Origin of the sequence: Sodalis sp. RH21, from assembly GCF_047324175.1 — a bacterium.
In the GTDB taxonomy this organism is placed as follows: Bacteria; Pseudomonadota; Gammaproteobacteria; order Enterobacterales; family Enterobacteriaceae; genus Acerihabitans.
This window is the reverse complement of sequence record NZ_CP178732.1, coordinates 123,402-145,038: the sequence shown is the minus strand read 5'-3', so window position 1 is coordinate 145,038 and position 21,637 is coordinate 123,402. Positions and strand designations below refer to the sequence as shown.

20 protein-coding genes are annotated in these 21,637 nt (G+C 56.9%); 3 read left to right on the top strand and 17 right to left on the bottom strand.

The window, feature by feature from the left end; genetic code table 11:
- Window positions 1-395: 395 nt before the first annotated feature.
- Window positions 396-1,499, bottom strand: coding sequence for an aspartate-semialdehyde dehydrogenase (asd, locus tag ACL2XP_RS00650; protein ID WP_413736692.1), 1,104 nt, complete (start codon window positions 1,497-1,499; stop codon window positions 396-398).
- 205 nt (window positions 1,500-1,704) lie between these two features.
- Between asd and ACL2XP_RS00645 the strand changes: the two genes are divergently transcribed.
- Window positions 1,705-2,298: a YhgN family NAAT transporter gene (locus ACL2XP_RS00645; protein WP_413736691.1), complete on the top strand. Its 594-nt coding sequence runs from the start codon at window positions 1,705-1,707 to the stop codon at window positions 2,296-2,298.
- 102 nt (window positions 2,299-2,400) lie between these two features.
- Here the strand turns inward: ACL2XP_RS00645 and gntT are convergent, their stop codons facing one another.
- The 5 genes from gntT to pldB form a co-directional block, all read right to left on the bottom strand.
- Window positions 2,401-3,720 carry a gluconate transporter gene (gene gntT / locus ACL2XP_RS00640; RefSeq protein ID WP_413736690.1) on the bottom strand — a complete coding sequence of 440 codons (1,320 nt, stop codon included), beginning with the start codon at window positions 3,718-3,720 and terminating at the stop codon, window positions 2,401-2,403.
- A 255-nt stretch (window positions 3,721-3,975) separates the two neighbouring features.
- Entirely contained in the window at window positions 3,976-4,971 is a 996-nt protein-coding gene (gntR, locus tag ACL2XP_RS00635) for a gluconate operon transcriptional repressor GntR (protein ID WP_413739038.1), read from the bottom strand.
- Between the two features lie 180 nt (window positions 4,972-5,151).
- Entirely contained in the window at window positions 5,152-5,847 is a 696-nt protein-coding gene (locus tag ACL2XP_RS00630; RefSeq protein ID WP_413736689.1) for a pirin family protein, read from the bottom strand.
- A gap of 291 nt (window positions 5,848-6,138) precedes the next feature.
- Entirely contained in the window at window positions 6,139-6,936 is a 798-nt protein-coding gene (yigL, locus tag ACL2XP_RS00625; RefSeq protein WP_413736688.1) for a sugar/pyridoxal phosphate phosphatase YigL, read from the bottom strand.
- A 49-nt stretch (window positions 6,937-6,985) separates the two neighbouring features.
- Window positions 6,986-7,978 carry a lysophospholipase L2 gene (pldB, locus tag ACL2XP_RS00620; RefSeq protein ID WP_413736687.1) on the bottom strand — a complete coding sequence of 331 codons (993 nt, stop codon included), beginning with the start codon at window positions 7,976-7,978 and terminating at the stop codon, window positions 6,986-6,988.
- Window positions 7,979-8,161: 183 nt separating this feature from the next.
- On the opposite strand from pldB, the gene rhtB reads away from it, so the two are divergent.
- Window positions 8,162-8,776 (top strand): homoserine/homoserine lactone efflux protein, encoded by a 615-nt coding sequence (gene rhtB, locus ACL2XP_RS00615; RefSeq protein WP_413736686.1) that lies wholly within the window; start codon window positions 8,162-8,164, stop codon window positions 8,774-8,776.
- On the opposite strand, the gene rhtC is transcribed toward rhtB, so the two are convergent.
- The 3 genes from rhtC to pldA form a co-directional block, all read right to left on the bottom strand.
- The gene (gene rhtC / locus ACL2XP_RS00610; protein WP_413739037.1) at window positions 8,763-9,383 is read right to left on the bottom strand and encodes a threonine export protein RhtC; all 621 of its coding nucleotides are present in this window, start codon (window positions 9,381-9,383) and stop codon (window positions 8,763-8,765) included. The two genes, rhtB and rhtC, sit on opposite strands and share 14 nt — an antisense overlap.
- Before the next feature lie 86 nt (window positions 9,384-9,469).
- On the bottom strand, window positions 9,470-11,308 hold the full coding sequence (recQ, locus tag ACL2XP_RS00605) for an ATP-dependent DNA helicase RecQ (RefSeq protein WP_413736685.1): 1,839 nt from the start codon (window positions 11,306-11,308) through the stop codon (window positions 9,470-9,472).
- A 64-nt stretch (window positions 11,309-11,372) separates the two neighbouring features.
- On the bottom strand, window positions 11,373-12,242 hold the full coding sequence (gene pldA / locus ACL2XP_RS00600; protein WP_413736684.1) for a phospholipase A: 870 nt from the start codon (window positions 12,240-12,242) through the stop codon (window positions 11,373-11,375).
- Between the two features lie 261 nt (window positions 12,243-12,503).
- Here pldA and rarD point away from each other — a divergent pair, with 261 nt between their 5' ends.
- Window positions 12,504-13,445 carry an EamA family transporter RarD gene (rarD, locus tag ACL2XP_RS00595; RefSeq protein ID WP_413736683.1) on the top strand — a complete coding sequence of 314 codons (942 nt, stop codon included), beginning with the start codon at window positions 12,504-12,506 and terminating at the stop codon, window positions 13,443-13,445.
- On the opposite strand, the gene ACL2XP_RS00590 is transcribed toward rarD, so the two are convergent.
- From ACL2XP_RS00590 to lptM, 8 genes are all read right to left on the bottom strand, one after another.
- Complete coding sequence (locus ACL2XP_RS00590) at window positions 13,383-14,438, bottom strand: AbrB family transcriptional regulator (RefSeq protein ID WP_413736682.1); 1,056 nt, start codon at window positions 14,436-14,438, stop codon at window positions 13,383-13,385. The genes rarD and ACL2XP_RS00590 overlap by 63 nt on opposite strands.
- A gap of 118 nt (window positions 14,439-14,556) precedes the next feature.
- Window positions 14,557-15,507, bottom strand: a complete 951-nt coding sequence (gene corA / locus ACL2XP_RS00585) for a magnesium/cobalt transporter CorA (RefSeq protein ID WP_413736681.1) — start codon at window positions 15,505-15,507, stop codon at window positions 14,557-14,559.
- Between the two features lie 376 nt (window positions 15,508-15,883).
- Complete coding sequence (uvrD, locus tag ACL2XP_RS00580; RefSeq protein WP_413736680.1) at window positions 15,884-18,046, bottom strand: DNA helicase II; 2,163 nt, start codon at window positions 18,044-18,046, stop codon at window positions 15,884-15,886.
- A gap of 84 nt (window positions 18,047-18,130) precedes the next feature.
- A complete protein-coding gene (gene yigB / locus ACL2XP_RS00575; protein WP_413736679.1) occupies window positions 18,131-18,847 on the bottom strand; it encodes a 5-amino-6-(5-phospho-D-ribitylamino)uracil phosphatase YigB in 717 nt (238 codons plus the stop codon).
- Entirely contained in the window at window positions 18,847-19,758 is a 912-nt protein-coding gene (gene xerC / locus ACL2XP_RS00570) for a tyrosine recombinase XerC (RefSeq protein WP_413736678.1), read from the bottom strand. Before xerC ends, yigB begins: the two co-directional genes overlap by 1 nt.
- Window positions 19,755-20,459 carry a DUF484 domain-containing protein gene (locus tag ACL2XP_RS00565; RefSeq protein ID WP_413736677.1) on the bottom strand — a complete coding sequence of 235 codons (705 nt, stop codon included), beginning with the start codon at window positions 20,457-20,459 and terminating at the stop codon, window positions 19,755-19,757. Before ACL2XP_RS00565 ends, xerC begins: the two co-directional genes overlap by 4 nt.
- Window positions 20,456-21,280 (bottom strand): diaminopimelate epimerase, encoded by an 825-nt coding sequence (dapF, locus tag ACL2XP_RS00560; protein WP_413736676.1) that lies wholly within the window; start codon window positions 21,278-21,280, stop codon window positions 20,456-20,458. The genes ACL2XP_RS00565 and dapF overlap by 4 nt, the downstream gene beginning before the upstream one ends.
- 70 nt (window positions 21,281-21,350) lie before the next feature.
- Window positions 21,351-21,566: an LPS translocon maturation chaperone LptM gene (lptM, locus tag ACL2XP_RS00555; protein ID WP_413736675.1), complete on the bottom strand. Its 216-nt coding sequence runs from the start codon at window positions 21,564-21,566 to the stop codon at window positions 21,351-21,353.
- Window positions 21,567-21,637 lie beyond the last annotated feature (71 nt).

The window sequence follows — 21,637 nt, the reverse complement described above, 5'->3', positions numbered from 1 at the left end:
ATAAACAGCCCTTTCCAGCGGGCATGGGCGCCCATGCCGGAAAACCGGCCGGCAGCCAAAAAAAGGACAGGCTGGGTAAGAATCCATAAAGATGTTTATTACACCTTAGATGCAATCATGGATTCCACAATAATAAGCATAGACAAAGGTTTAAAGGAAAGATTAATCCGCAACGACGAAATTTTTAATTATTGAATAAGCTGTTGAAAAACTTTAACTTCATTGGGAAGATTTCTTATATTAATCATCGCAATATGAAGAAAAGCAGCATTAAAAAAATGTAAAAAAAGTAAATTTATTTAATGCCTTAAAACTAAAGTTATCAACATAAGGGGAAATCGCAGGGGGAAGGCAGCCTGACCGCTGTATACGGACAGGCCGATAGTCATGATAGATCAGGCAAGTAGACGCAGCATACGCCGCAATGGTTCCGCCGCACCCCATAACAATTGATCGCCCACGGTAAACGCGGAAAGGTATTCCGGCCCCATGTTGAGTTTACGCAAACGTCCGACCGGGGTTTTCAGCGTGCCCGTCACCGCGGCCGGCGTGAGTTCACGCATCGACAGCTCGCGATCGTTCGGCACTACGCTTACCCAGTCATTATGGGTCGCCAGGATTTGCTCGATTTCTGGCAGGGCGACATTGCGCTTCAGTTTAATCGTGAATGCCTGGCTGTGGCAGCGCAGCGCGCCGACGCGCACGCACAAACCGTCCACCGGGATAACCTGCTGCGTCGCCAGGATTTTGTTGGTTTCAGCCTGGCCTTTCCATTCTTCACGGCTTTGCCCGTTCTCCAGCTGTTTATCAATCCAGGGGATCAGGCTGCCGGCCAGCGGAACGCCAAAATTATCGGTGGGCAATGTGCCGCTGCGGGTCAGGGCGGTCACTTTACGCTCGATATCCAGAATCGCCGACGCCGGGTCCTGCAGTTCTTTGGCCACCTCATTATGCAGTTGCCCCATTTGGACCAGCAGTTCGCGCATATGGCGGGCGCCGCCGCCGGAGGCGGCCTGGTAGGTGGCGACCGAAACCCAGTCGACCAAATCATGGGCGAACAGCCCGCCCAGCGACATCAGCATCAGGCTGACGGTACAATTACCGCCGACAAAGGTCTTGATGCCGTTATTCAAACCTTGCTGGATCACCGCCTGATTAACCGGATCGAGAATAATAATGGCGTCATCCTGCATCCGCAGCGATGACGCCGCATCGATCCAGTATCCCTGCCAGCCGATTTCCTTCAGCTTTGGATAGATTTCGTTGGTATAATCGCCGCCCTGGCAGGTAACGATAATATCCAGGGCAGAAAGCGCCGCCAGATCGTAGGCATCCTGCAACGCCCCTTGCTGGCCGTTGAAAACCGGCGCAGCTTGACCATGCTGGGATGTTGAGAAGAATACCGGACGGATGGCGTCAAAGTCGCGTTCTTCGTTCATGCGTTGCATGAGCACCGAACCAACCATACCGCGCCAGCCGATAAAACCAACGTTTTTCATGTTAACTGTCCTGCCTTGGAAGATGACAAAAGATACCCGGCGTGTGGTGGCCGCATAAGATTGCAGGTTACACGATAACCACCTTACAAAAAGTGGTCGAATTGCTGCAAGTGAAATTATTCGATTAACGAAAGTTTTTAAGCAGCACTGCTAATAATCATCCCGGCCAAGACAATTAAGCACCAGAAGAACCAACGAGGTAAGAATGACTGAAATGATTTCGGCCACCGTTTTACTATTTTTAATCATGGACCCCCTGGGTAATTTACCGATTTTTATGTCGGTGTTAAAACATCTTGAACCTAAACGGCGGCGCGTGATTGTTATTCGCGAATTGTTGATCGCGTTGTTGCTCATGCTGCTGTTTTTGTTCGCCGGCGAGCGGATTTTATCATTTCTTAACTTGCGTTCGGAAACGGTGTCGATCTCCGGGGGCATCATTATGTTCCTGATCGCGATTAAAATGATTTTTCCATCGCAAGAAGGCAGCAGCAGCGGACTACCGGCCGGCGAAGAGCCATTCCTGGTGCCCCTGGCCATTCCATTGGTGGCGGGTCCGTCGATCCTGGCCACGCTGATGCTGCTCTCCCATCAATATCCGCACCAGATTAAGCATTTAGTGGTGGCGCTACTGATTGCCTGGGGCCTGTCGGTGGTCATTTTGATGCAATCCACGCTGTTTATCCGGCTGCTGGGCGACAAGGGGGTCAATGCGTTGGAGCGGCTGATGGGATTGCTGCTGGTGATGCTGTCCACCCAAATGTTCCTGGACGGCGTGCGGGCATATTTACGCGGTTGAACGCGTTTAGCGATCCCATCGCCCCGGACCAATAAAAAGTCCTGGCGATAAGGCCAGGACTCCGGGTGGCGATAATGATCCGGCCCGATGGACCAGCGGCGGTTATGAAATCGCCATATTCATCAGCAGGCAGCCCACCAGGCCGCAAATCGAAATAATGGTTTCCAGCGCCGACCAGGATTTGATGGTTTCCATGATAGTCAGGTTGAAATACTCCTTGAACAGCCAGAAACCCGGATCGTTGACATGGGAGAAGATTACGCTGCCGGAGCCGACCGCAATCACCATCAACTCAGGGCTGACGCCGGTGGATGCGATTAACGGCGCGGCGATGCCGCCGGCGGTAATGGCCGCGACGGTGGCCGAGCCAAGCGCGATACGCAGGATGGCGGCGATAGACCAGGCCAGCAACAGCGGTGAAATGGTGCTGCCTTCCATCAGGGCGGCGATATAGTTGCCAACCCCGCTATCCACCAATACCTGTTTAAACGCCCCGCCGCCGCCGATGATCAGCAGAATCATGGCGATAATCTTGATGGAGTCGCTGATGGTATCCATTACCTGCTGCACGCTGCGGCCGCGATTAATACCAAAAGTGAAGATGGCTATCAGCACTGAAATCAGGGTGGCCATGATCGGGTCGCCAAAGAATTCGGCATAGGGCAGCAGCATATGGCCGGCCGGCAGAACCATTTCGGCCACGGCGCGCAACGCCATCAATACCACCGGCACCAGTGCGGTCCAGACGCTGACGGCAAAGGTCGGCATTTCCTGTTCGGTAAAAATTTTAGGGTTGTACAGACCTTCCGGTACCGGCTTATCGATACCTTTAAGGAAACGGCTATAGACCGGACCGGCCAGGATAACCGTCGGCACCGCCAGAATGGCGCCATATAACAGCGTCTTGCCCATATCGGCGTGGAAGATAGTGGCAATGGCCGTCGGCCCCGGATGGGGCGGCAAAAATCCATGGGTCACCGACAGCGCGGCCGCCATGGGTACGCCGACATACAATAGCGGAATACGCGCCGTGGCCGCGAGGCTGAACACCAGCGGCAGCATCAGCACAAAGCCGATTTCATAAAACAGGGCAAAACCCACGGTAAAACCGGTGACGACCACCGCCCATTGGATATTCTGCTTGCCGAATTTATCGATCAGCGTGGTGGCGATACGCTGCGCGCCCCCGCAGTCCGCCAGTAGTTTACCCAACATGGCGCCGAAGCCGATAATCAGCGCCAGACTGCCCAGGGTACCGCCGACGCCGGATTTGATGGAAACCAATACCTTGCTAACCGGCATTCCTTCCAACACGCCCACAATCAGTGCCACTAATATCAGGGCGATAAAACCATTTAATTTAAAACGAATCATCAGCAGCAGCAGTAATGCCACGCCGATAGCAACGATAAATAACGGCATAAAAATTCCTTAATGGCTTCTTGTTTCCGGCCGCAGCAGATGGCTGGCGACCTTCGAGCGTTATGCATTACGGGTTTTTGAAGCGCAAGAACGAGAAAATCTCCCGGCCAACCACCTGAGCATAGCGAGTATTGTTATGTTACCGGTATCATGATACCGGTAACATCAAGGGTTAAGGAATCCCGATACCGGACTAAATTACCGTTTTGGGAGCTGGATCATAATAATATGGGTAAAAAATGACGGGAGGATGAATCAGATGCTATCGCCGGCCATCAGCGTAAAACCGACATCCACTTTTGCGGGATCGATCTTTTCACCGCGCAGCCTGGCCAGCAACCGTTCAGCGCCGATCCGGCCCATATCCTCGCGGGGCGTGAGAACGCTGGCGAGCTTCGGATGCATGGTCTGACCGATATCGTGGCCGTGGAAACCGGCGATCGCCATATCGTGCGGGATACGCAGGCCCTGGCGCTGGCATTCGAAAACGGCGCCGATGGCCAGGTCGTCATTGGTGCAAATAATGCCGTTCAGGGCGGGATATTCCCGCTGGGCCTGGCGAAACAGCTCCACGCCGGTGGAATAGGAGGAAGAGTGGGTAATCATGACGCTATGGGCCGGCAGGCCCTGCTCCCGCATGGCCTGTTCATAACCCTGCTGTTTAATCAGCGTTCGTTCATCCAGGCGCGCGCCAAAATACACCACGTTGCGGTGTCCGCGGGAAATAATAAACAGGGTCATTTGCCGCGCCGCTTCGAAATTATCGAAGCCCACCGCGATATCCAGGCAAGGAGAAACGCTGTCCATGATTTCCACTACCGGAATGCCGGCCACTTCAATCATCTTCAGGGTGCGCGGGGTATGGGAGCGCTCGGCCAGGATCAGGCCGTCGATATTATAGGAAAGCAGCGAGGTAAGGCGCAGTTCTTCGGTTTCTGGCTGATAACCGTAGTGAGCCAGCATGGTTTGGTAGCCATGGGCGTCGGTCACCGCTTCGATGCCGCGCAAAACTTCAGCAAACACCTGGTTGGTCAAGGAGGGCAGCAGCACGCCGATAGCCCGGCTGGTGGCGTTGGAAAGAATATCCGGCGCCCGGTTGGGAATATAACCCAGCTCATCCAGCGAGTGGGCTATTTTAAGCTGCAATGCTTCCGATACCAGCGCCGGGTTGCGCAAATAGCGGCTCACCGTCATTTTAGTGACGCCGACTTTATCGGCAACATCTTGAAGTCCCGGTCTTTTTTTCTTGATTTGCGACATGAAAGCTCCCACCCAGAATGCACGGAGTTTACCAAAAAAATGACGCGGCGAGTATGTTTATCCGCGCGGTTTATCCCGGGCCTCCCGGCTGCTCATTTGCCGGGCAATAAAAAAGCGGGCCTTGGCCCGCTTGTCGCCGTGACGTCTTAACGCTTTACGCCGCCCCGCTCATCATACCGGCGGCAAATCAAAAACCAGGACTTCGCTGTCCTGGCCCGCGCTAAGCGTCAAGGCGGTTTCATCCCATATCGCCAGCGCATCGCTGGCGCCAACCTGTTGTCCATTGACAGCCAGCTCGCCGCGTACCACCTGCAGCCAGATACGGCGTCCCGGCGCCAGCTCCAGGGTTTCCTGCTGCCCGCCGGCCAGCGCCCAGCGCGACAGGGTCATATCCTGGAAGACCTTGAGCGACCCGTCGCGGGCATCCGGCGACAGAACCAGCTGGCGGCCCAGCGGCGCATCAAACCGGCGCTGCTCGTAGCGGGGCGGCAATCCGGTTTGCTGCGGGATAATCCAGATCTGATACAGGTGCAGCTGGCTGTCGTCACGGCCGTTATATTCCGAATGACGTATGCCGGTCCCGGCGCTCATGATCTGGAATTCCCCGGCATGGATTTGTTCTTTATTACCCATGCTGTCCTGATGCTCAACCGTGCCTTCCAGCACATAGGTCAGAATTTCCATATCTTTGTGGGGATGGGTGCCGAAGCCCTGGCCTGCGTCGATGCGGTCTTCGTTAATGACCCGTAGCGCCGAGAAGCCCATAAAGTCGGCATCATAGTAGTCGGCAAACGAAAAAGTGTGCCAGCTATCCAGCCAGCCATGATTGGCGTGGCCACGATCTTTTGCTGCTCTTAAGTAAATCATGTTCAAGTCTCCTCAACGTTTTTTTCTAGTCTAGACCTGCGCTGAGAATATGAAAGGGTAAAAATCTCATCGCTATGTTCAAAAAAATTGAACTTGTCGGACGCGATGATTCAAAGGATTTGCCCAAGGAAAATACGGGCAAAAAAAAGGCCGGCACCCGGGCCGGCTTAAGAAATACTGGAAGCAATGTGAGCAATGTCGTGCTTTCGCGGTTACCGCAACCGTGGGGGCGATATCCGGAACGCATGGGGATAATAATCATTATCATTCGCACTTGTAAAGCTTTTTTTATTACAGGTACATTTTGCGCAGCAACCGCGCCACAGCTTCGTCCGCATTGGTGCCGATCACTTCCAGTTCAGGCAGCAAATCTTTCAGCCGCTGATGGGAATTATTCATCAGGTAGCCCCTGCCGGCCATGGCCAGCATCTCTTTATCATTCATGCCGTCGCCAAAAGAGATGCAATCCGCTAACGAGAAACCGAGGGTTTTGGCCACCTGGGCCAGGGCGTGCCCCTTGGACACCCCGCCGGCCATGACTTCCAGGCAGACCGGCAGCGAGAAGCTGACATTGACCCGGTCGCCCCAGCGCGCGTTCAGCGCGTCTTCCAGCGCCAACAGCCGTTCATGGTTGTCGCTGGTGTAGTAAACCTTGCAAATACCGTCAGTAGGCAGCATTCCCGGCTGGAACAGCTGGTATTTAAAATCCGATTCGCGAAAAAAATCCTGCTGATCGAGCCGGTTGCGGTTCATATACCAGTCGTCGCGGCGATAAACATTAGTCAGTATTTCCGGGTCATCATGCACCAGGCCAAACAGTTCGCCCGCGATATCCTCATCCACGTCATGGGCAAAAATCAACTCGCCGGCGGGGTTATGCACCCGCGCGCCGTTTGAGGTAATCATATAGGCGGTAATGCCCAGATTATCGCGGATCTGGGAAACATCGATATGATGACGGCCAGTGGCAAAAACAAAATTGATGTCCCGGGCGGTCAGCAACTGCAAGGTTTCTTTGGTGTACGTTTTGAGGGTATGGTCCGGCGCAAGCAGGGTACCGTCGAGATCGGAAGCGACAACGTGAAACATAAGTCTTTGTAAACCTCTGGTGTAAGCGGCGGTCGCGGACCGCCGGAATTTAATGATACCGGGCGAAAAAAGCGGTAATCATGTTCAGCGCCTCGGCGCGCAGGCTATCTTTTTCAAACAGAATCTCATGCCTGGCGCCTTCGATCCTGACGGGTTTATTTGCTTCGCACGGATGGCCCGCCGCGGCCATGAGCTGGCAAAAAGTGTCGTGGCTGCGGTTATCGACGATCCGGTCTTCCCCCGCCTGTATTAACAATACCGGAGTAGCGATCTCGCCGGCTTTGGCCAGTACGTCATGACCCGCCAGCACGCCTTCCCTGACCCAATGGTAGGTGGGGCCGCCGATCCTTAATTCCGGGTCATCGGCGTAAAAGCGTAAATTGCGCCGGTAGCGCTGCCCGCTATGCGTCAGCATATTGAGCATAAACGGCATGGGCCGCCACTGGCCGGTGCCAATGGCGTAATAATCGCGCATTGCGGGCCGCTGCTCGGTCCATTCCAGTATTTGCCAGGCCAGCCAGTGGGGCATCGGCAGGCGGATGCCAAACATCGGGGCGCACAATACCGCCGCATCGCAGGCATCGGGATGGGACGCCAGGAATAAAGCTAGTATGGCCCCGCCCATGGAATGGGCCAGGGCGAAACGGCGTTTATACCGGCCTGGGGCCACATACTGCTGCCAGAACTGGGTAAAATCGCTGACGTAATCACCGAATTGCAGCACATGCCCCCGGTGGGTATCCTCCAGCAGGCGCCCGGAACGCCCCTGGCCGCGGTGATCGATAATCATCACGTCATAACCGCAATGATAAAGATCGTAGGCCACTTCGGGGTATTTTACGTAGCTTTCGATGCGCCCGGTGCTGATGACGATGACTCGGGTATGCCGGGGCGAACGGAACCGGACAAAACGAATCGGCATGCCCTGGGCTCCGACAAACTCACCCTCTTCGCGCCGGTGCCAAAAATCCAATAGGGGCCCGGTGGAAAACGCGGCGAATTGCTGTTCGCGGGTTAACCAACTTTGTTTATGTACAGACACCACCTGCGCTACTCCTGGCCAAACACGGGGCGATTCATTATTGTCCATTGTCCGGCGCACTGGGAAAACATTGCCGCCGGGTCGTGGAAAAGGCTACTCTGTCGGTATCGGCGCCAGCTGATGCATGGGCATATTCTATTGCCATATTGTGACATAAAAACAACATTTCAGGGAGCGCAATTAATGACCTGGGACTGGTGGCTTACCTACCTGCTCACAACCACAATCCTCAGCCTGTCGCCGGGTTCGGGCGCCATCAATACCATGAGCACCGGCATCAGCCACGGCTATCGGGGCACGGTTGCGTCCATCGCCGGCTTGCAGCTGGGCCTGGCCACGCATATTGTATTGGTGGGTATCGGGCTGGGGGCCCTGTTCGCCCATTCGCTGCTGGCGTTTGAAATATTGAAATGGCTGGGCGTCGTTTATCTGGTCTGGCTGGGCATACAGCAATGGCGCAGCGCCGGCAGCTTCAGCCTGGACAGCCGGTCAAACCTGCTGCCCAGGCGTCAATTATTCAAGCGGGCCATATTGGTTAACCTGACCAATCCCAAGAGCATAGTCTTCCTCGCCGCCCTATTTCCCCAGTTCATATTGCCGCATTACCCGCAGGCGACGCAGTACCTGGTGCTCGGCGCTACCACCCTGGCGGTGGATATTCTGGTGATGATTGGGTATGCCGTACTGGCCGCGCGCCTGGCCCGTTGGCTTAAAGGGCCGCGCCAGATGCGGTTGTTAAACCGCACCTTCGGCTCGCTGTTTATTATGGTCGGCGCAGCGCTGGCTAGCGCGAAATAATCAGATTAATGCCAAAACCGGTGAAAAATACGCCGGCCGCCCCATCGATCCAGCGCGCCATGCGCTGGTAACCGCGGCGCATGGCAGGCAGCGCAAACACCAACGCCACCACGCTAAACCAGATCAGGGTTTCGCTGATAATCAGGATAAAAATTCCCCAGCGCGCGCCGGCGGCGATATTATCACCGACAAACAGCGAGAACACGCTGCCGAAATAGATTACCGCCTTGGGATTGGCGAGATTGGTAAACAGGCCGCGCAGGAACGTGCGCCCGCGCTGCGGCAGCGCGGCAGCGGGCACGGTTCCCTGCGGCGCCGACGGCCGGCGCGCGGCGCGCAGCAGTTGCCATCCCAGCCAGCAGAGATAGATCCCGCCGCCGACGGTGATAATGCTGTGCAGCCATTTCATTTTCTGCATTAACAGGTGCAACCCCAGCAGCGCCACCGCCGCCCATACCGCCACGCCCAGGGTAATCCCCAGCACGCCCATCATGGCATCCCGCCGCGAGCGGCTGGCGGCGGTCTGGGAGATAAAGAAAAAATCCGGGCCCGGACTCATCAGGGCAATCAGGTGCACCATGGCTACGGTGGCGAACAGCATCAGCATCGTCGATCTCTCCAAACAATTAGCCGTCCCGTGACAATGGCGCGGGACGACTCATAGACTATTTTACGTACGGATTAACGCCACGCTTAGCGCGACAGCATAGGGTCATCGTCAATCAGGTGTTCACGGATCACGGTCATAAACGGCTGGCCAAAACGATCCAGCTTGCGATGGCCAACGCCGTTGACCCGCAGCATATCGCCGGCGGTCACGGGCAGTTGCTCCGCCATTTCCAGCAGCGTCGCGTCGTTGAACACCACGTAAGGCGGCACATTGGCTTCATCGGCCAGGGATTTGCGCAGCTTGCGCAGCTTGGCGAACAGCTGCCGGTCATAGTTGCCGCCGTAGGTTTTCGGCGCGCTGCGCGACTTCAGGTTGGGCAAGCGCGGTTCGGCCAGCATCAGGGGCACTTCACCACGCAATACCGGGCGCGCCGACTCGGTGAGTTGCAGCGCCGAATGCTGGGTAATATTCTGGCTGATCATGCCCAGATGGATTAACTGGCGCAGCACGCTCACCCAATGTTCGTTAGTGCGATCGCGGCCGATGCCGTACACCGGTAATTTATCATGGGCATAATCGCGGATACGCTGGCTATTGGCGCCGCGCAGCACCTCGACGATATACCCCATGCCAAAGCGCTGGCCGACCCGATACACGCAGGACAGCGCTTTGCGCGCCTCTTCCAGCCCATCGTAACGCTTAGGCGGATCGAGGCAAATATCGCAGTTGCCGCAGGGTTGCTGACGGCCCTCGCCAAAATAATTCAGCAACACCAGGCGACGGCAGGTTTGCGCTTCGGCAAACGCGCCCATGGCGTTGAGCTTATGGCGTTCGATATCCTGCTGCTCGCCGGGGGGTTTTTCTTCCAGGCAGCGGCGCAGCCAGGCCATATCGGCCGGATCGTATAATAAAATAGCTTCGGCGGGCAGACCGTCGCGGCCGGCGCGGCCGGTTTCCTGATAGTAGGATTCGATATTGCGCGGGATATCGAAATGCAGCACGAAACGCACGTTGGGCTTGTTGATGCCCATGCCAAAGGCCACGGTGGCCACCACAATCTGCAGGTCGTCCCGTTGGAACGCCTCCTGCACCTGGCCGCGCCGTTCATTGCTGAGCCCGGCGTGGTAGGCATCGGCGCTCACGCCGCGGCTTTGCAGGCGCGCGCTGATATCCTCCACCCGCGAGCGGCTGTTGCAATAAATAATGCCGCATTTACCGCGCTGCCCCTGCACAAAATGCCAGAGCTGCTCGAAGGGTTTATATTTTTCCACGAGGGTATAGCGGATATTGGGACGATCGAAACTGCTGATTTGGATCAGCGGGTCCTGCAAATCCAGCAGGCGCACGATATCCAGGCGGGTGGTTTCATCCGCCGTGGCGGTCAGCGCGATAAACGGCAAGCCGGGAAAGTGTTGTTTGATTTGCCCGAGCGTACGGTATTCCGGACGGAAATCATGGCCCCACTGGGAGATGCAGTGGGCTTCATCCACCGCGATCATGGCCGGGCGCCACTGCAGCAGTTGATCCAGCATGTTATCCATCATCAGCCGTTCCGGCGCGATGTAGAGCAGCTTGATACGCCCTTCGCGGCAGCCCGCCATAATCTCATGCTGCTGCTCGCGGGTTTGCGTGGAATTCAGGCAGCCCGCGGCCACGCCGTACGCCAGCAGTTGGTCCACCTGATCCTTCATCAGGGAGATCAAAGGCGATACGACCACCGTTAACCCATCCATCACCAGGGCGGGGATCTGATAACACAAGGATTTGCCGCCGCCGGTCGGCATTACCGCCAGGCAATCCCTACCGCTGATGACGGCGTTGATCAGTTCTTGCTGACCCGGACGAAATTGCTGGTAGCCGAAGGTATCATGCAATATCTGTTCAGCCAGCGCTTCCCGATCTATTACTGACAACGTTGACACATCTTCCCCAACTTATTGCGTTCAGGCACCGGACGTTCCGGCGCCTGTAATGATAACTGCCGACTTACATAAAGTCGTTAAGCATAAAGCCGACCCCGACCCGGGTTTGCCGGTGATCATAGTCAATAAGCGACTCGCCGTAACCGCTGAATACCTGCGTATAAAAGCGCACGTGGCGGGAAATCGGATAGCTCCAACCCAGTTGGCCGCTGCCGTAGCCGCTGTTCCAGTTATAGTGGCTTTCAACGCTGAACACGCTTTCACCCCAGGCATAACCGATCCTCAGGCGATAATACCCCAAATATTTGGTGATATCAGGATTGTCATCGTTGTCGCCGAACCGCAGCCAGGGTTTTATTTCCACCTGCCAGTCGCCGTTTTGCGCCATCAGGCGGGCGTAGGCGCGGTCCCAGCTGCGCGAGGTGGGGTCGGACTTGCCGTTGGACTGGTGATTGACGCCGATTTCCACGTCGCGCAGGGTCCAGCCGGCAAAATCATAATCCGTCGCCCAGCCCAGGAATAGTTGCGGTTCATAATTGGTTTCACGAAACGGCGACGATTCCTTGGTATTGGAAGCCTGCCAAAACGAGTGCTGGGTATAGGAGGCGCCCAGCACGGAATTGTCGCCGGCAATGCCGCGCCACAGAGGGAAACCCAGGCTCAGTTGAAAATCCAGCTCGTCGCGCCGGGCGTTATCGGCCCAATCATAGGATTTGATGGATTCTTTGTTTATATCGCTGGTATAGGTATACAGCAGGTAGTTGCTTTCATACGGATACAGTACGAAGGCGTTGTCGTGTTCCTGCAGCATATTGGCGATAATACTGCCCCTGACAGCCGGTGCGTCGTGGATTTTTACCACCGTTGCTTCTTGTGCATACACTAATGACGTTGATCCTAAAAAGAGAACCGCGGCTCCCAAAAGCTTACGCATATATTTTTCTCCGAAAGTGCGCAATCCACAAGCACATGCAAGCGGATCATTTTACACACTATCAGCTATTTCTTTTAGCGAATTACACACTATTCGCACGCAGACCTAAGCGATCCGAGGCACATAAAATGGTTACCCCCAGCACCGGGGTTACATTTCGCCGCGGCGCGGACCCCACCGGCGCAAAGGGCGGTTCCACAGGTGAATAAGCAATTGGTTTAGCTTATACTTGCACGCTTATTTCTTGTTTCCAGGTTACCCATGAATGAAAAATCCACACGCCAGGGCGTTTTATGCGCGCTGGGCGCTTATCTGATTTGGGGACTGGCACCGGCCTATTTCAAACTGATTCAACAGGTACCCGCCCAGGAAATCCTCACCCACCGCATCATCTGGTCGGTATTTTTTATGATGGCGCTGCTGAGCGTTTGCCGTAAATGGCCGCAGGTGCGCGCGGTGTTCCGCCGGCCCAAGGTGCTGCTGGTCCTGGGGGTGACATCGGTACTGGTCGGGAGTAATTGGCTGCTCTATATCTGGTCGGTGAATCACCACCATATGCTGGAGGCCAGTCTGGGCTACTTTATCAATCCGCTGGTGAATATATTGCTGGGGATGGTCTTTCTCGGCGAGCGGTTTCGCAAGCTCCAGTGGCTGGCGGTGATACTGGCGGTGTGCGGCGTGCTGATACAACTGTGGAAGTTCGGGTCGCTGCCGTGGATTGCCCTGGGGCTGGCGTTCAGCTTTGCGTTTTACGGTCTGCTGCGCAAAAAACTGGGGGTGGACCCGCAAACCGGCATGCTGATAGAAACCCTGTGGTTGTTGCCCGCCGGCGCCTGGTACCTGTTCGCCATCGCCGACAGCGCGACCAGCCATTTAAGCGCCAACCCGTGGCAATTAAATCTGCTGCTGGTGGCGGCGGGGATTATCACGACTATTCCGCTGCTGCTGTTTGCCGCCGCCGCCAACCATCTGCGCCTTTCGACGCTGGGGTTTTTCCAATATCTCGGCCCGACTTTGATGTTCCTGCTGGCGGTGTTGTTTTATGGCGAAGTCATGTCGGAAGACAAGCTGTTCGCCTTTAGCTTTATCTGGCTGGCGCTGGCGGTATTTATTTTTGACGCGATACTGATGCAGCGAAAATCACGCCACACGCGGGGCGGCGTGGCGCGAGATAAAGCGCGCCATTGCCGGTCCGAGCAATAAAATCGAGAACAGCCGCAGGCTTTGCATCGCCATGACAAAACCGATATCGGCATGGCTGCCCGCGGCGATAATCGCTACGGTATCCAGCCCGCCGGGGCTGGTGGCCAGATACGCGGTCAATAAATCCACCGGCAGCAATAGCGTCAGTATCCAGGCCATAAATCCGCATAACAGAATCAGTCCGATGATTGACGCCACCATCTGCGGCAGGGTTTTTAACGCCAGCATCACGATGGCGGGCGTAAAACGCAGGCCGACGGTCCAGCCGATAAAGGCATAGGCCAGGGCCAACAGCCACTGTGGCACCTCCATCGACAGCGTGCCGGTAACGTGCAAAGTGGCGCCGACCAGCATCGGGATCAGCAGCGCACCGGCCGGAATATGCAGTTTGCGCCCCAGCCATGCGCCCGCGATGGCGATGGCCACGGTGGCGGCAAAGCGGTATCCCAGCGGGGGAAACCAGACCACCGCAGCCGCCGCGCCGGTCTGGTCGCCCATGCTGAGGTGGGCCACCATGGCCGCCGCCGCCGCGACGAACAGTACGCGCAGATATTGCATAAACGCCACCAACCGCACATCGGCGCCAAATTCACCCGACATGGCCACCATGGCCGACGCCCCGCCCGGAGAAGACCCCCAGGCGCCGGTCGGCCCGGGCAAGCTGCTGAACCGGACCAGCAGCCAACCCGACAGGCCGCTGGCCAGCAGCGTCAGCACCAATACCACCAGCACCAGCAGCCAGTCGGAAAGCAGCACGGTCAGAATACCGGGGGATAAAGTGAGGGCAATCATACAGCCGAGCACGGCCTGGCAACCGACGAAGATGCCGGCGGAGACGGTAATTGTCGCGCCGCAAAGCGCCATGACCACGCCCACCAGCATCGGCCCCATTAACAGGGCGGCGGGAAAATTGAAATATTGCAGGGCAAATCCCAGCGCCAGCGAGCAAGACAGCAAAATTGCCCACTGGGCGGGTTGCGAAAATTGTTTCATAAGCGGCAGTTGTCAGAAGATGCTAAAACTCTAGTGTAGAATATGTTTTATCATATCCCGCCCAGCGGGGAAGCATTTATCGTACAATTCTCCGCCAGTCGCCCGGACTTACGCGCCGCTATAGCCAGTTTTTACGTTTAAAATAGAGGTAGGGCGCCAGCCCCGCCAGAATCATCAGGCCAATCGCGCCGGGGTAACCGAACGACCATTTCAGCTCGGGCATAAAGGTAAAATTCATGCCATAGCTGGAAGCGACCAACGTCGGCGGCAGGAACACCACCGATACCACCGAGAATATCTTGATGATGCGGTTTTGCTCGATGTTGATAAAACCCATCGCCGCCTGCATCAGGAAGTTGACCTTCTGGAACAGCGATTCGTTATGGGGCAGCAGCGACTCGATATCCCGCAGGATTTCACGGGCCTGCTCCAACTGGCCGGACGGCAAGCGCGCCTTGCGCACCAGGAAATTCAGCGCACGCTGCGTATCCATCAGGCACAGGCGCACTTTCCAGCCCACATCCTCCAGCTCCGCCAGGGTCGACAGCGCTTCATCATACTCATCCCCCTGGTGTCCTTCCATAATCACCAGGCTCAGGGCTTCCAGATCGCTGTAGATATTTTCGATTTCATCGGCCAGTTGCTCGATTTTGGTTTCGAATAAATCGAGCAGGAGTTCATAGGCATTGCCGTCGGTCAGGGTCTGGCTGCGGGCGCGCATCCGATAGAGCCGGAACGCGGGCAGCTCGCGCTCGCGCAGGGTATACAGCCGGCCGTCGCGGATGGTAAAGGCCACGGTGGCGTTACCGGCGTGATCTTCCGCATCTTCATAAAAAAAGAATGAGTGAATATGCAACCCGTCTTCGTCTTCGAAAAAACGGGCGGAAGCTTCGATATCTTCCAGTTCAAGGCGCGTCGCCAGGCTTTGGCCCAATTCTTCCTGGACCCGATCCCGTTCATCGTCGCCGGGTTCAATCAAATCCACCCAAACGGAACCGGCTAACGTATCCGCTTCATCCAGTTCGAGGCGAGACAAGCGGTTTTGATCCAATTTAAACGCGTTAAGCATACGCCATAGCTTCCTTAGCGGTGACAATCGGGAAACGCATTAGAAAGCAGAAACCGGGGGTGAGAATGTCACCGGCAAGTTTCAGACCATCACAGATCTGACTCAGAGCGACACATAAATGCGGGTCGCTGACAACCACTGAGGCTATCAGCATTCGGGATAGCCTTAGTGGGTGTACCTGATCAACAGATTATCGAGCCAGTATCTACTGGGGGCGTCCAAGGCGTGATCCTCTCACAAGAATAGTGCGCGCATGTTACGCCGAGATGAAAAAGTCTGTCAATACGTAAGCGGCGCTTTGTCGTCTATTTTTTATACAATCAGCCCATTTAATGAGTAAATGATCGTTACCATCGACTTTCGCGCCCCTTGGGGCTCAGACCGTCTCCAAACGGGCATAGGCCGCCACCAGCCACTTGATTCCCTGGCCCTGAAAGGCGATCTGCAGCCTGCTGTGTTCACCGCTGCCCTCCAGGTTGACCACGGTGCCTTCGCCGAACTTCGGATGCCTCACCCGTTGGCCCAGGGAAAAACCGCTGTCATTTTCGCTCAGGGGAGTGCCCATGCGCTGATGATTGGCCGGGCGGGTTACGCTGGCGCGCAGCCGCACCTCTTCAATGCACTCCTCGGGCAGCTCGCCGACAAAGCGCGACGGACGGTGGAACGCCTCTTTGCCATACAGGCGCCGGGTTTCAGCATAGGTAATGGTCAGTTTTTCCATGGCGCGGGTCACGCCGACGTAGGCCAGGCGCCGCTCCTCTTCCAGCCGCCCCCCTTCATCAAGGGACATTTGGCTGGGGAACATGCCCTCCTCCATGCCGACGATAAACACCTGGCGGAACTCCAAACCCTTGGCGGAATGCAGCGTCATAAGCTGCACCGCGTCCTGGTTGGCGCTGGCCTGGCCCTCACCGGCTTCCAGGGCGGCATGGGATAAAAATGCCTGTAGCGGCATTAAATCCTGATCTTCGTCCTGGTAGCTGTATTGCCGCGTCGCGGTAACCAGCTCCTCAAGGTTTTCAATGCGCGCCTGGCCCTTTTCCCCTTTTTCCTGCTCATACATAATCCACAGGCCTGAGTTTTTAATCACCCGGTCGGTTTGCACATGCAGCGGTAAATCGGCGGTTTCTTCCGCCAGGGCGTCCACCAGTTCAAGAAAACGCTGCATGGCCGACGCGGCGCGCCCGGCCAGCACCCGCTCTTGCATAATGGCCCGGGTGGCCTGCCACATGGTCATCTGGCGATCGCGCGCCGCCTGGCGCACCACGTCCAGGGTGCGGTCGCCGATGCCGCGCGTCGGGGTATTGACCACGCGTTCGAAGGCCGCATCGTCATTACGATTGGCGATCAACCGCAGGTAGGCCAGCGCATCTTTAATCTCCTGGCGTTCAAAAAACCGCTGGCCGCCATAGATGCGATAAGGCATGGCATTTTGCAGCAAGGCTTCTTCAAGTACCCGGGATTGGGCATTGCTGCGATAAAGGATGGCGCTGTCATTAAGCGCGCCGCCCGTTTCCTGCCAGGTGCGGATGCGGTTGACCACGAAGCGCGCTTCATCCAGCTCGTTAAATGCGCAGTAGACGGAAATCGGTTCCCCTTCCGGGTCCTCGGTCCAGAGATTTTTACCCAGCCGGCCGCCGTTATGGGCTATCAGCGCATTGGCCGCTTTCAGGATGTTGCTGGTGGAGCGATAGTTTTGTTCCAGACGCACGGTATGCGCACCGGGAAAATCATCCAGGAAACGCTGGATATTCTCTACCTGCGCGCCGCGCCAGCCGTAGATGGACTGATCGTCGTCGCCCACAATCATCACGTTGCCGCTATCGCCCGCCAGCAGCCTGATCCAGGCATATTGGATGCGGTTGGTGTCCTGGAATTCATCCACCAGGATATTGCCGAAACGCTCGCGGTAGTGTTTAAGGATGTGGGGTTTGTTGAGCCACAGCTCATGGGCGCGCAGCAGCAGTTCCGCGAAATCCACCAGGCCCGCGCGGTCGCAGGCTTCCTGGTAGGCCTGGTAGATGCGCAGCCAGGTGGCTTCCACCGGATTGCCATAGCTCTCAACGTGCTGGGGGCGCAGGCCTTCGTCTTTTTTACCGCCGATGTACCACATGGCCTGGCGGGGAGGCCACTGCTTCTCGTCGATGTTCAGCGCGCGGATAATCCGTTTGAGCAAACGCAGCTGATCTTCGCTGTCGAGGATTTGGAAATCCTGCGGCAGGTTGGCGTCCAGATGATGGGCGCGCAGCAGGCGATGCGCCAGGCCATGAAACGTGCCGATCCACATGCCGCCCTGGCCGGTTCCGATCAAATGCTCGATGCGATGGCGCATTTCCGCGGCGGCTTTATTGGTGAACGTCACCGCCATGATGGAGTACGGCGAGCAGTTTTCCACCGAGAGCAGCCAGGCGATGCGATGTACCAGGACCCGGGTTTTGCCGCTGCCCGCGCCAGCCAGGACCAGCAGGTTGCCGCGCGGGGCAGCCACGGCTTCGCGTTGTTTGTCATTTAGGCTATCAAGCAGATCGGAAACGTCCATAGGGGACCTTTTTTTACGACACTTCTCTGGCGCCTGACGGCGACAAAGCAAATGTACTGGTTATTTATACAGATATATAAAGGATTATAACAAGGCTGTCAAAGATGCCAACTGCGAAATTTCAATATGCGGCAACAGACGGGCATCGGGGGCCTGGAAAAAATCACCGCCGCGATCGTTAATCCAGCAGGCCTGCATGCCGCAGCGTATGGCGCCGGTAACGTCCGCCGCCAAATCATCGCCCACATGCAAAATGCCGTTTAACGGCACATCCAATTTAATCGCCGCCCGGTGATACATATCCCGGTAAGGCTTGGCCCGGCCATCGGGACCGGCGCGCAGCACAAAAGCGAAATAATCGCCCAGGCCGCAAGCCTCCGGGGAAGCATTACCGTTGGTAATAGCCACCAGCGGCCAGCGGGCCGCGAGCGCGCCCAGCGTCCGGTGGGTGGCATCGGGCACGCTGATATCGCTGCGCCAGCGGGCGAAATTCGCCATGGCGGCGTCGGCGCCGGCCCGGGCTTCCTGCGCGCTTAAGCCGTGATTGCGCAGCGCCAGTTCCACCGCCCGCCAGCGCCAGCGGGTGACGTCATGATAAATTTCCGGCTCTTGCCTGCGCAATTCGGCCCGCAGCGCTTTAAAATGGCCGGCGTCCAGCGTTTTCAGCGCCGGGTGATAGCTCTGCAAAAAAGCGACCGACTCCAGTTCCGTGCGGGCAATCACCGGACGGTTATCATAAAGGGTGTCGTCCAAGTCAAAGGTCAACGCGCTGAACGGGCGCAGGGGTCGATAAAAATGCATCAGGTCTTCCCTCGTTTGGCGCGCGGATGCGCGGCATCATAGACCAGGGCCAGATGCTGGAAATCAAGATGGGTATAAATTTGGGTGGTGGAGAGGTTGGCATGGCCGAGCAATTCCTGCACCGCCCGCAGATTACCGCTGGACTCCAGCATATGGGTGGCAAAGGAGTGGCGCAGTTTATGGGGGTGGACATGGCTCTCAAGGCCCTGCTTCACCCCCCACTCCGCAAACCTTTTTTGCACATTGCGCATGGAGATACGCTTACCGGTTTTGGCGACGAACACGGCATTGTCCTCGGGAGCGAACAGATCGCGCAGCGCCAGCCAATGCTGAAGCCAGGTGATGGCGCTCTTGCCCAGCGGCAGTTTGCGCTCTTTGTTGCCTTTACCCACCACCCAGACTTCTCCGGCCGCCAAATCAATATGGCCGCAATCCAGGTTCACCAGCTCCGCCAGGCGCAGGCCGTCGCCATACATGACTTCCAGCATGGCGCGATCGCGTACCGCCAGCGGATCGTTGGTATCGATATCCAGCAACCGGTTAACTTCGTCGACATCCATATTTTTCGGCAGATGCCGGCCGGCCCGCGGCGCGGAAACGCCTTTGGCGGGGTTGGCTTTTAATTCGCCCCGCCCCACCAGCCAGTCAAGGAAACTGCGCAGCGCCGACAAACGCAACGCCAGGCTGGCCGCCTGCAGGCCCTGGCGTTTACTGCGGGTGGTCATCGACCGGACGTGGGTCACATCCAGCTGCGGCCAGGCGGTTACGCCCAGTTCGCCAGCCAGGATTAACAGGGCGGTCAACTGGTGGTCATAACTCGATTGGGTCAATGGACTGAGCTGCCGCTCTACCCGCAGGTAACGCAAAAAAGCGTCTACCTCAGGGCGCAGCGGCGAGTCGGGGGAGGTCATGACCGGCCGACCCAGCGGGTCAGCAGGCCGGGCAACAACACGGCAAGCTGTTGCAGCAGCACGGTACCCATGCCGGGCTGGTAATGCTGGCCGTCGCGGCTGGTGAACGTCAGCACGCCCAGATCGCCCTTCTCGCCCATCAGCGACATCGCCACCGAGCCAACCTGTCGGGCCTGGGGCAGGAGTTGCAACAATTCGGGACCGTTAAGACTGCCCAAATAGTGATTCCCCTGCCCCAGGCGCTGGATGCGCAAAGGTTCGAAGGCGGCGCGGGAAATGCCCAGGTGGGTAAAATCAGACGGCGCGCCGATAAACCATTTATCGGTGAATAGGCGCACATGGGCTCCGGATAATCCCAGGCTGCGCGCCCAGCGCTGCAAGCGGTTGAGCATGTCCAGCAGGCCGTCGGCGGCGGCCAGGTCTGACTGTAAATCCAACAGGCGGTTAAACAGCTGTTCATTCGCCGCGGCCTGCTCCATCAACCGGGTGATGTCTTCTTCCAGTTGCTGGATATGATGACGCTGCCGCGCAAGTTGCCACTCAAGCAGCGAAACGCTGCCCCGGTTAACATGGGGCACGCGCATTTGCTCGACCTGGCAGGCATTGCGGATGAAAAAATCCGGATTATCCAACAAAAATTGCGCGACCACGTCGTCATCAAGCCGCAAAGCCGTATCCACTTGCTCCCCGAGATGCTTCATAGATGAATAAACCCGTCATAGATATGCGTTGCCGGTCCGGTCATATACAGCGGATTCCCCGGCCCTTTCCAACTGATTTGCAGCCGGCCGCCCGTCAGATCCACATCCACGCGATCCGACAGCAGTCCCTGCTGGATACCGACCGCCACCGCCGCGCAGGCGCCGCTGCCGCAGGCCCGGGTTTCCCCGGCGCCGCGTTCGAACACCCGCAAGCGGATATGCTGCGGGTCGATGACCTGCATAAACCCGATATTGGCCCGCTCCGGAAAACGTTCGTGATTTTCCATCACCGGCCCGAGGGTGGCCACCGGCGCGGTGTCCACGTCCTCCACCTGGATAACGCAGTGGGGATTGCCCATGGAAACCACCCCGCATAGCACGGTCTGCTCGGCTACCCGCATAATATAAGTTTTCTCGGCCTTGGTGGCGCGGAAAGGCACGATCTGCGGATCGAAATTCGGTTCGCCCATATTGACCCGGACCAGTTCGTCATCGGTAATGGTTAATACCATACGGCCGGTTTGGGTACTCACGTGTATTTCACGTTTATTGGTTAAACTTTTCATTCTGACAAAACGGGCAAAACAGCGGGCGCCATTACCGCATTGCGCCACCTCGCTGCCGTCCGCGTTAAAAATGCGGTAATGAAAATCCAGCTCCGGATCGTAAGGGGGCTCCACCACCAATAGCTGGTCGAACCCGACGCCATAATGGCGATCGGCCAGGCGACGTATCAGTTCCGGCGAAAAATAGACATTTTGCGTAACGGCATCCACGACCATAAAGTCGTTTCCCAGACCGTGCATTTTGGAAAACTGCATATCTTACTCCGCTGAGTAACCCTTACGCGCAGCATAGCGCGTCTCCGGGACGGATGCGACTGTATCGCTGTTACGGCTGCTGCACGGCGCCGGCGGTGCCCTGGCCGCTACCGCCCGGATTGGCGCTTTGCGCCGGCGATTGCACCGCCGTCGGCGAAGCGGTGGCCGGTTTGGGTTTACTGGCGGGTTTCTCCACCGGCGGATAATACAGCGGCCCTTTCAGCCCGCATCCGTTCAATCCCAGAATTAAAAACGCCAGCGTAATAAGGCGTAATGGGTTTTTCATGCGATTAATTACCTGTCATTCATGCTCTCAAGCCACCTATAATCGCAGTTAGATCCTGAAAAGCAATAGGA

Excerpts from the sequence above, each read along its gene's own strand:
- pldA (WP_413736684.1), bottom strand. The coding sequence starts at position 12,242 with ATGCGTAAGCTTTTGGGAGCCGCGGTTCTCTTTTTAGGATCAACGTCA.
- asd (WP_413736692.1), bottom strand. The coding sequence starts at position 1,499 with ATGAAAAACGTTGGTTTTATCGGCTGGCGCGGTATGGTTGGTTCGGTG.
- yigB (WP_413736679.1), bottom strand. The coding sequence starts at position 18,847 with ATGCATTTTTATCGACCCCTGCGCCCGTTCAGCGCGTTGACCTTTGAC.
- rhtB (WP_413736686.1), top strand. The coding sequence starts at position 8,162 with ATGACCTGGGACTGGTGGCTTACCTACCTGCTCACAACCACAATCCTC.
- xerC (WP_413736678.1), bottom strand. The coding sequence starts at position 19,758 with ATGACCTCCCCCGACTCGCCGCTGCGCCCTGAGGTAGACGCTTTTTTG.
- rarD (WP_413736683.1), top strand. The coding sequence starts at position 12,504 with ATGAATGAAAAATCCACACGCCAGGGCGTTTTATGCGCGCTGGGCGCT.
- ACL2XP_RS00565 (WP_413736677.1), bottom strand. The coding sequence starts at position 20,459 with ATGAAGCATCTCGGGGAGCAAGTGGATACGGCTTTGCGGCTTGATGAC.
- dapF (WP_413736676.1), bottom strand. The coding sequence starts at position 21,280 with ATGCAGTTTTCCAAAATGCACGGTCTGGGAAACGACTTTATGGTCGTG.
- ACL2XP_RS00630 (WP_413736689.1), bottom strand. The coding sequence starts at position 5,847 with ATGATTTACTTAAGAGCAGCAAAAGATCGTGGCCACGCCAATCATGGC.
- rhtC (WP_413739037.1), bottom strand. The coding sequence starts at position 9,383 with ATGCTGATGCTGTTCGCCACCGTAGCCATGGTGCACCTGATTGCCCTG.
- yigL (WP_413736688.1), bottom strand. The coding sequence starts at position 6,936 with ATGTTTCACGTTGTCGCTTCCGATCTCGACGGTACCCTGCTTGCGCCG.
- lptM (WP_413736675.1), bottom strand. The coding sequence starts at position 21,566 with ATGAAAAACCCATTACGCCTTATTACGCTGGCGTTTTTAATTCTGGGA.
- ACL2XP_RS00645 (WP_413736691.1), top strand. The coding sequence starts at position 1,705 with ATGACTGAAATGATTTCGGCCACCGTTTTACTATTTTTAATCATGGAC.
- gntT (WP_413736690.1), bottom strand. The coding sequence starts at position 3,720 with ATGCCGTTATTTATCGTTGCTATCGGCGTGGCATTACTGCTGCTGCTG.
- uvrD (WP_413736680.1), bottom strand. The coding sequence starts at position 18,046 with ATGGACGTTTCCGATCTGCTTGATAGCCTAAATGACAAACAACGCGAA.
- ACL2XP_RS00590 (WP_413736682.1), bottom strand. The coding sequence starts at position 14,438 with ATGAAACAATTTTCGCAACCCGCCCAGTGGGCAATTTTGCTGTCTTGC.
- corA (WP_413736681.1), bottom strand. The coding sequence starts at position 15,507 with ATGCTTAACGCGTTTAAATTGGATCAAAACCGCTTGTCTCGCCTCGAA.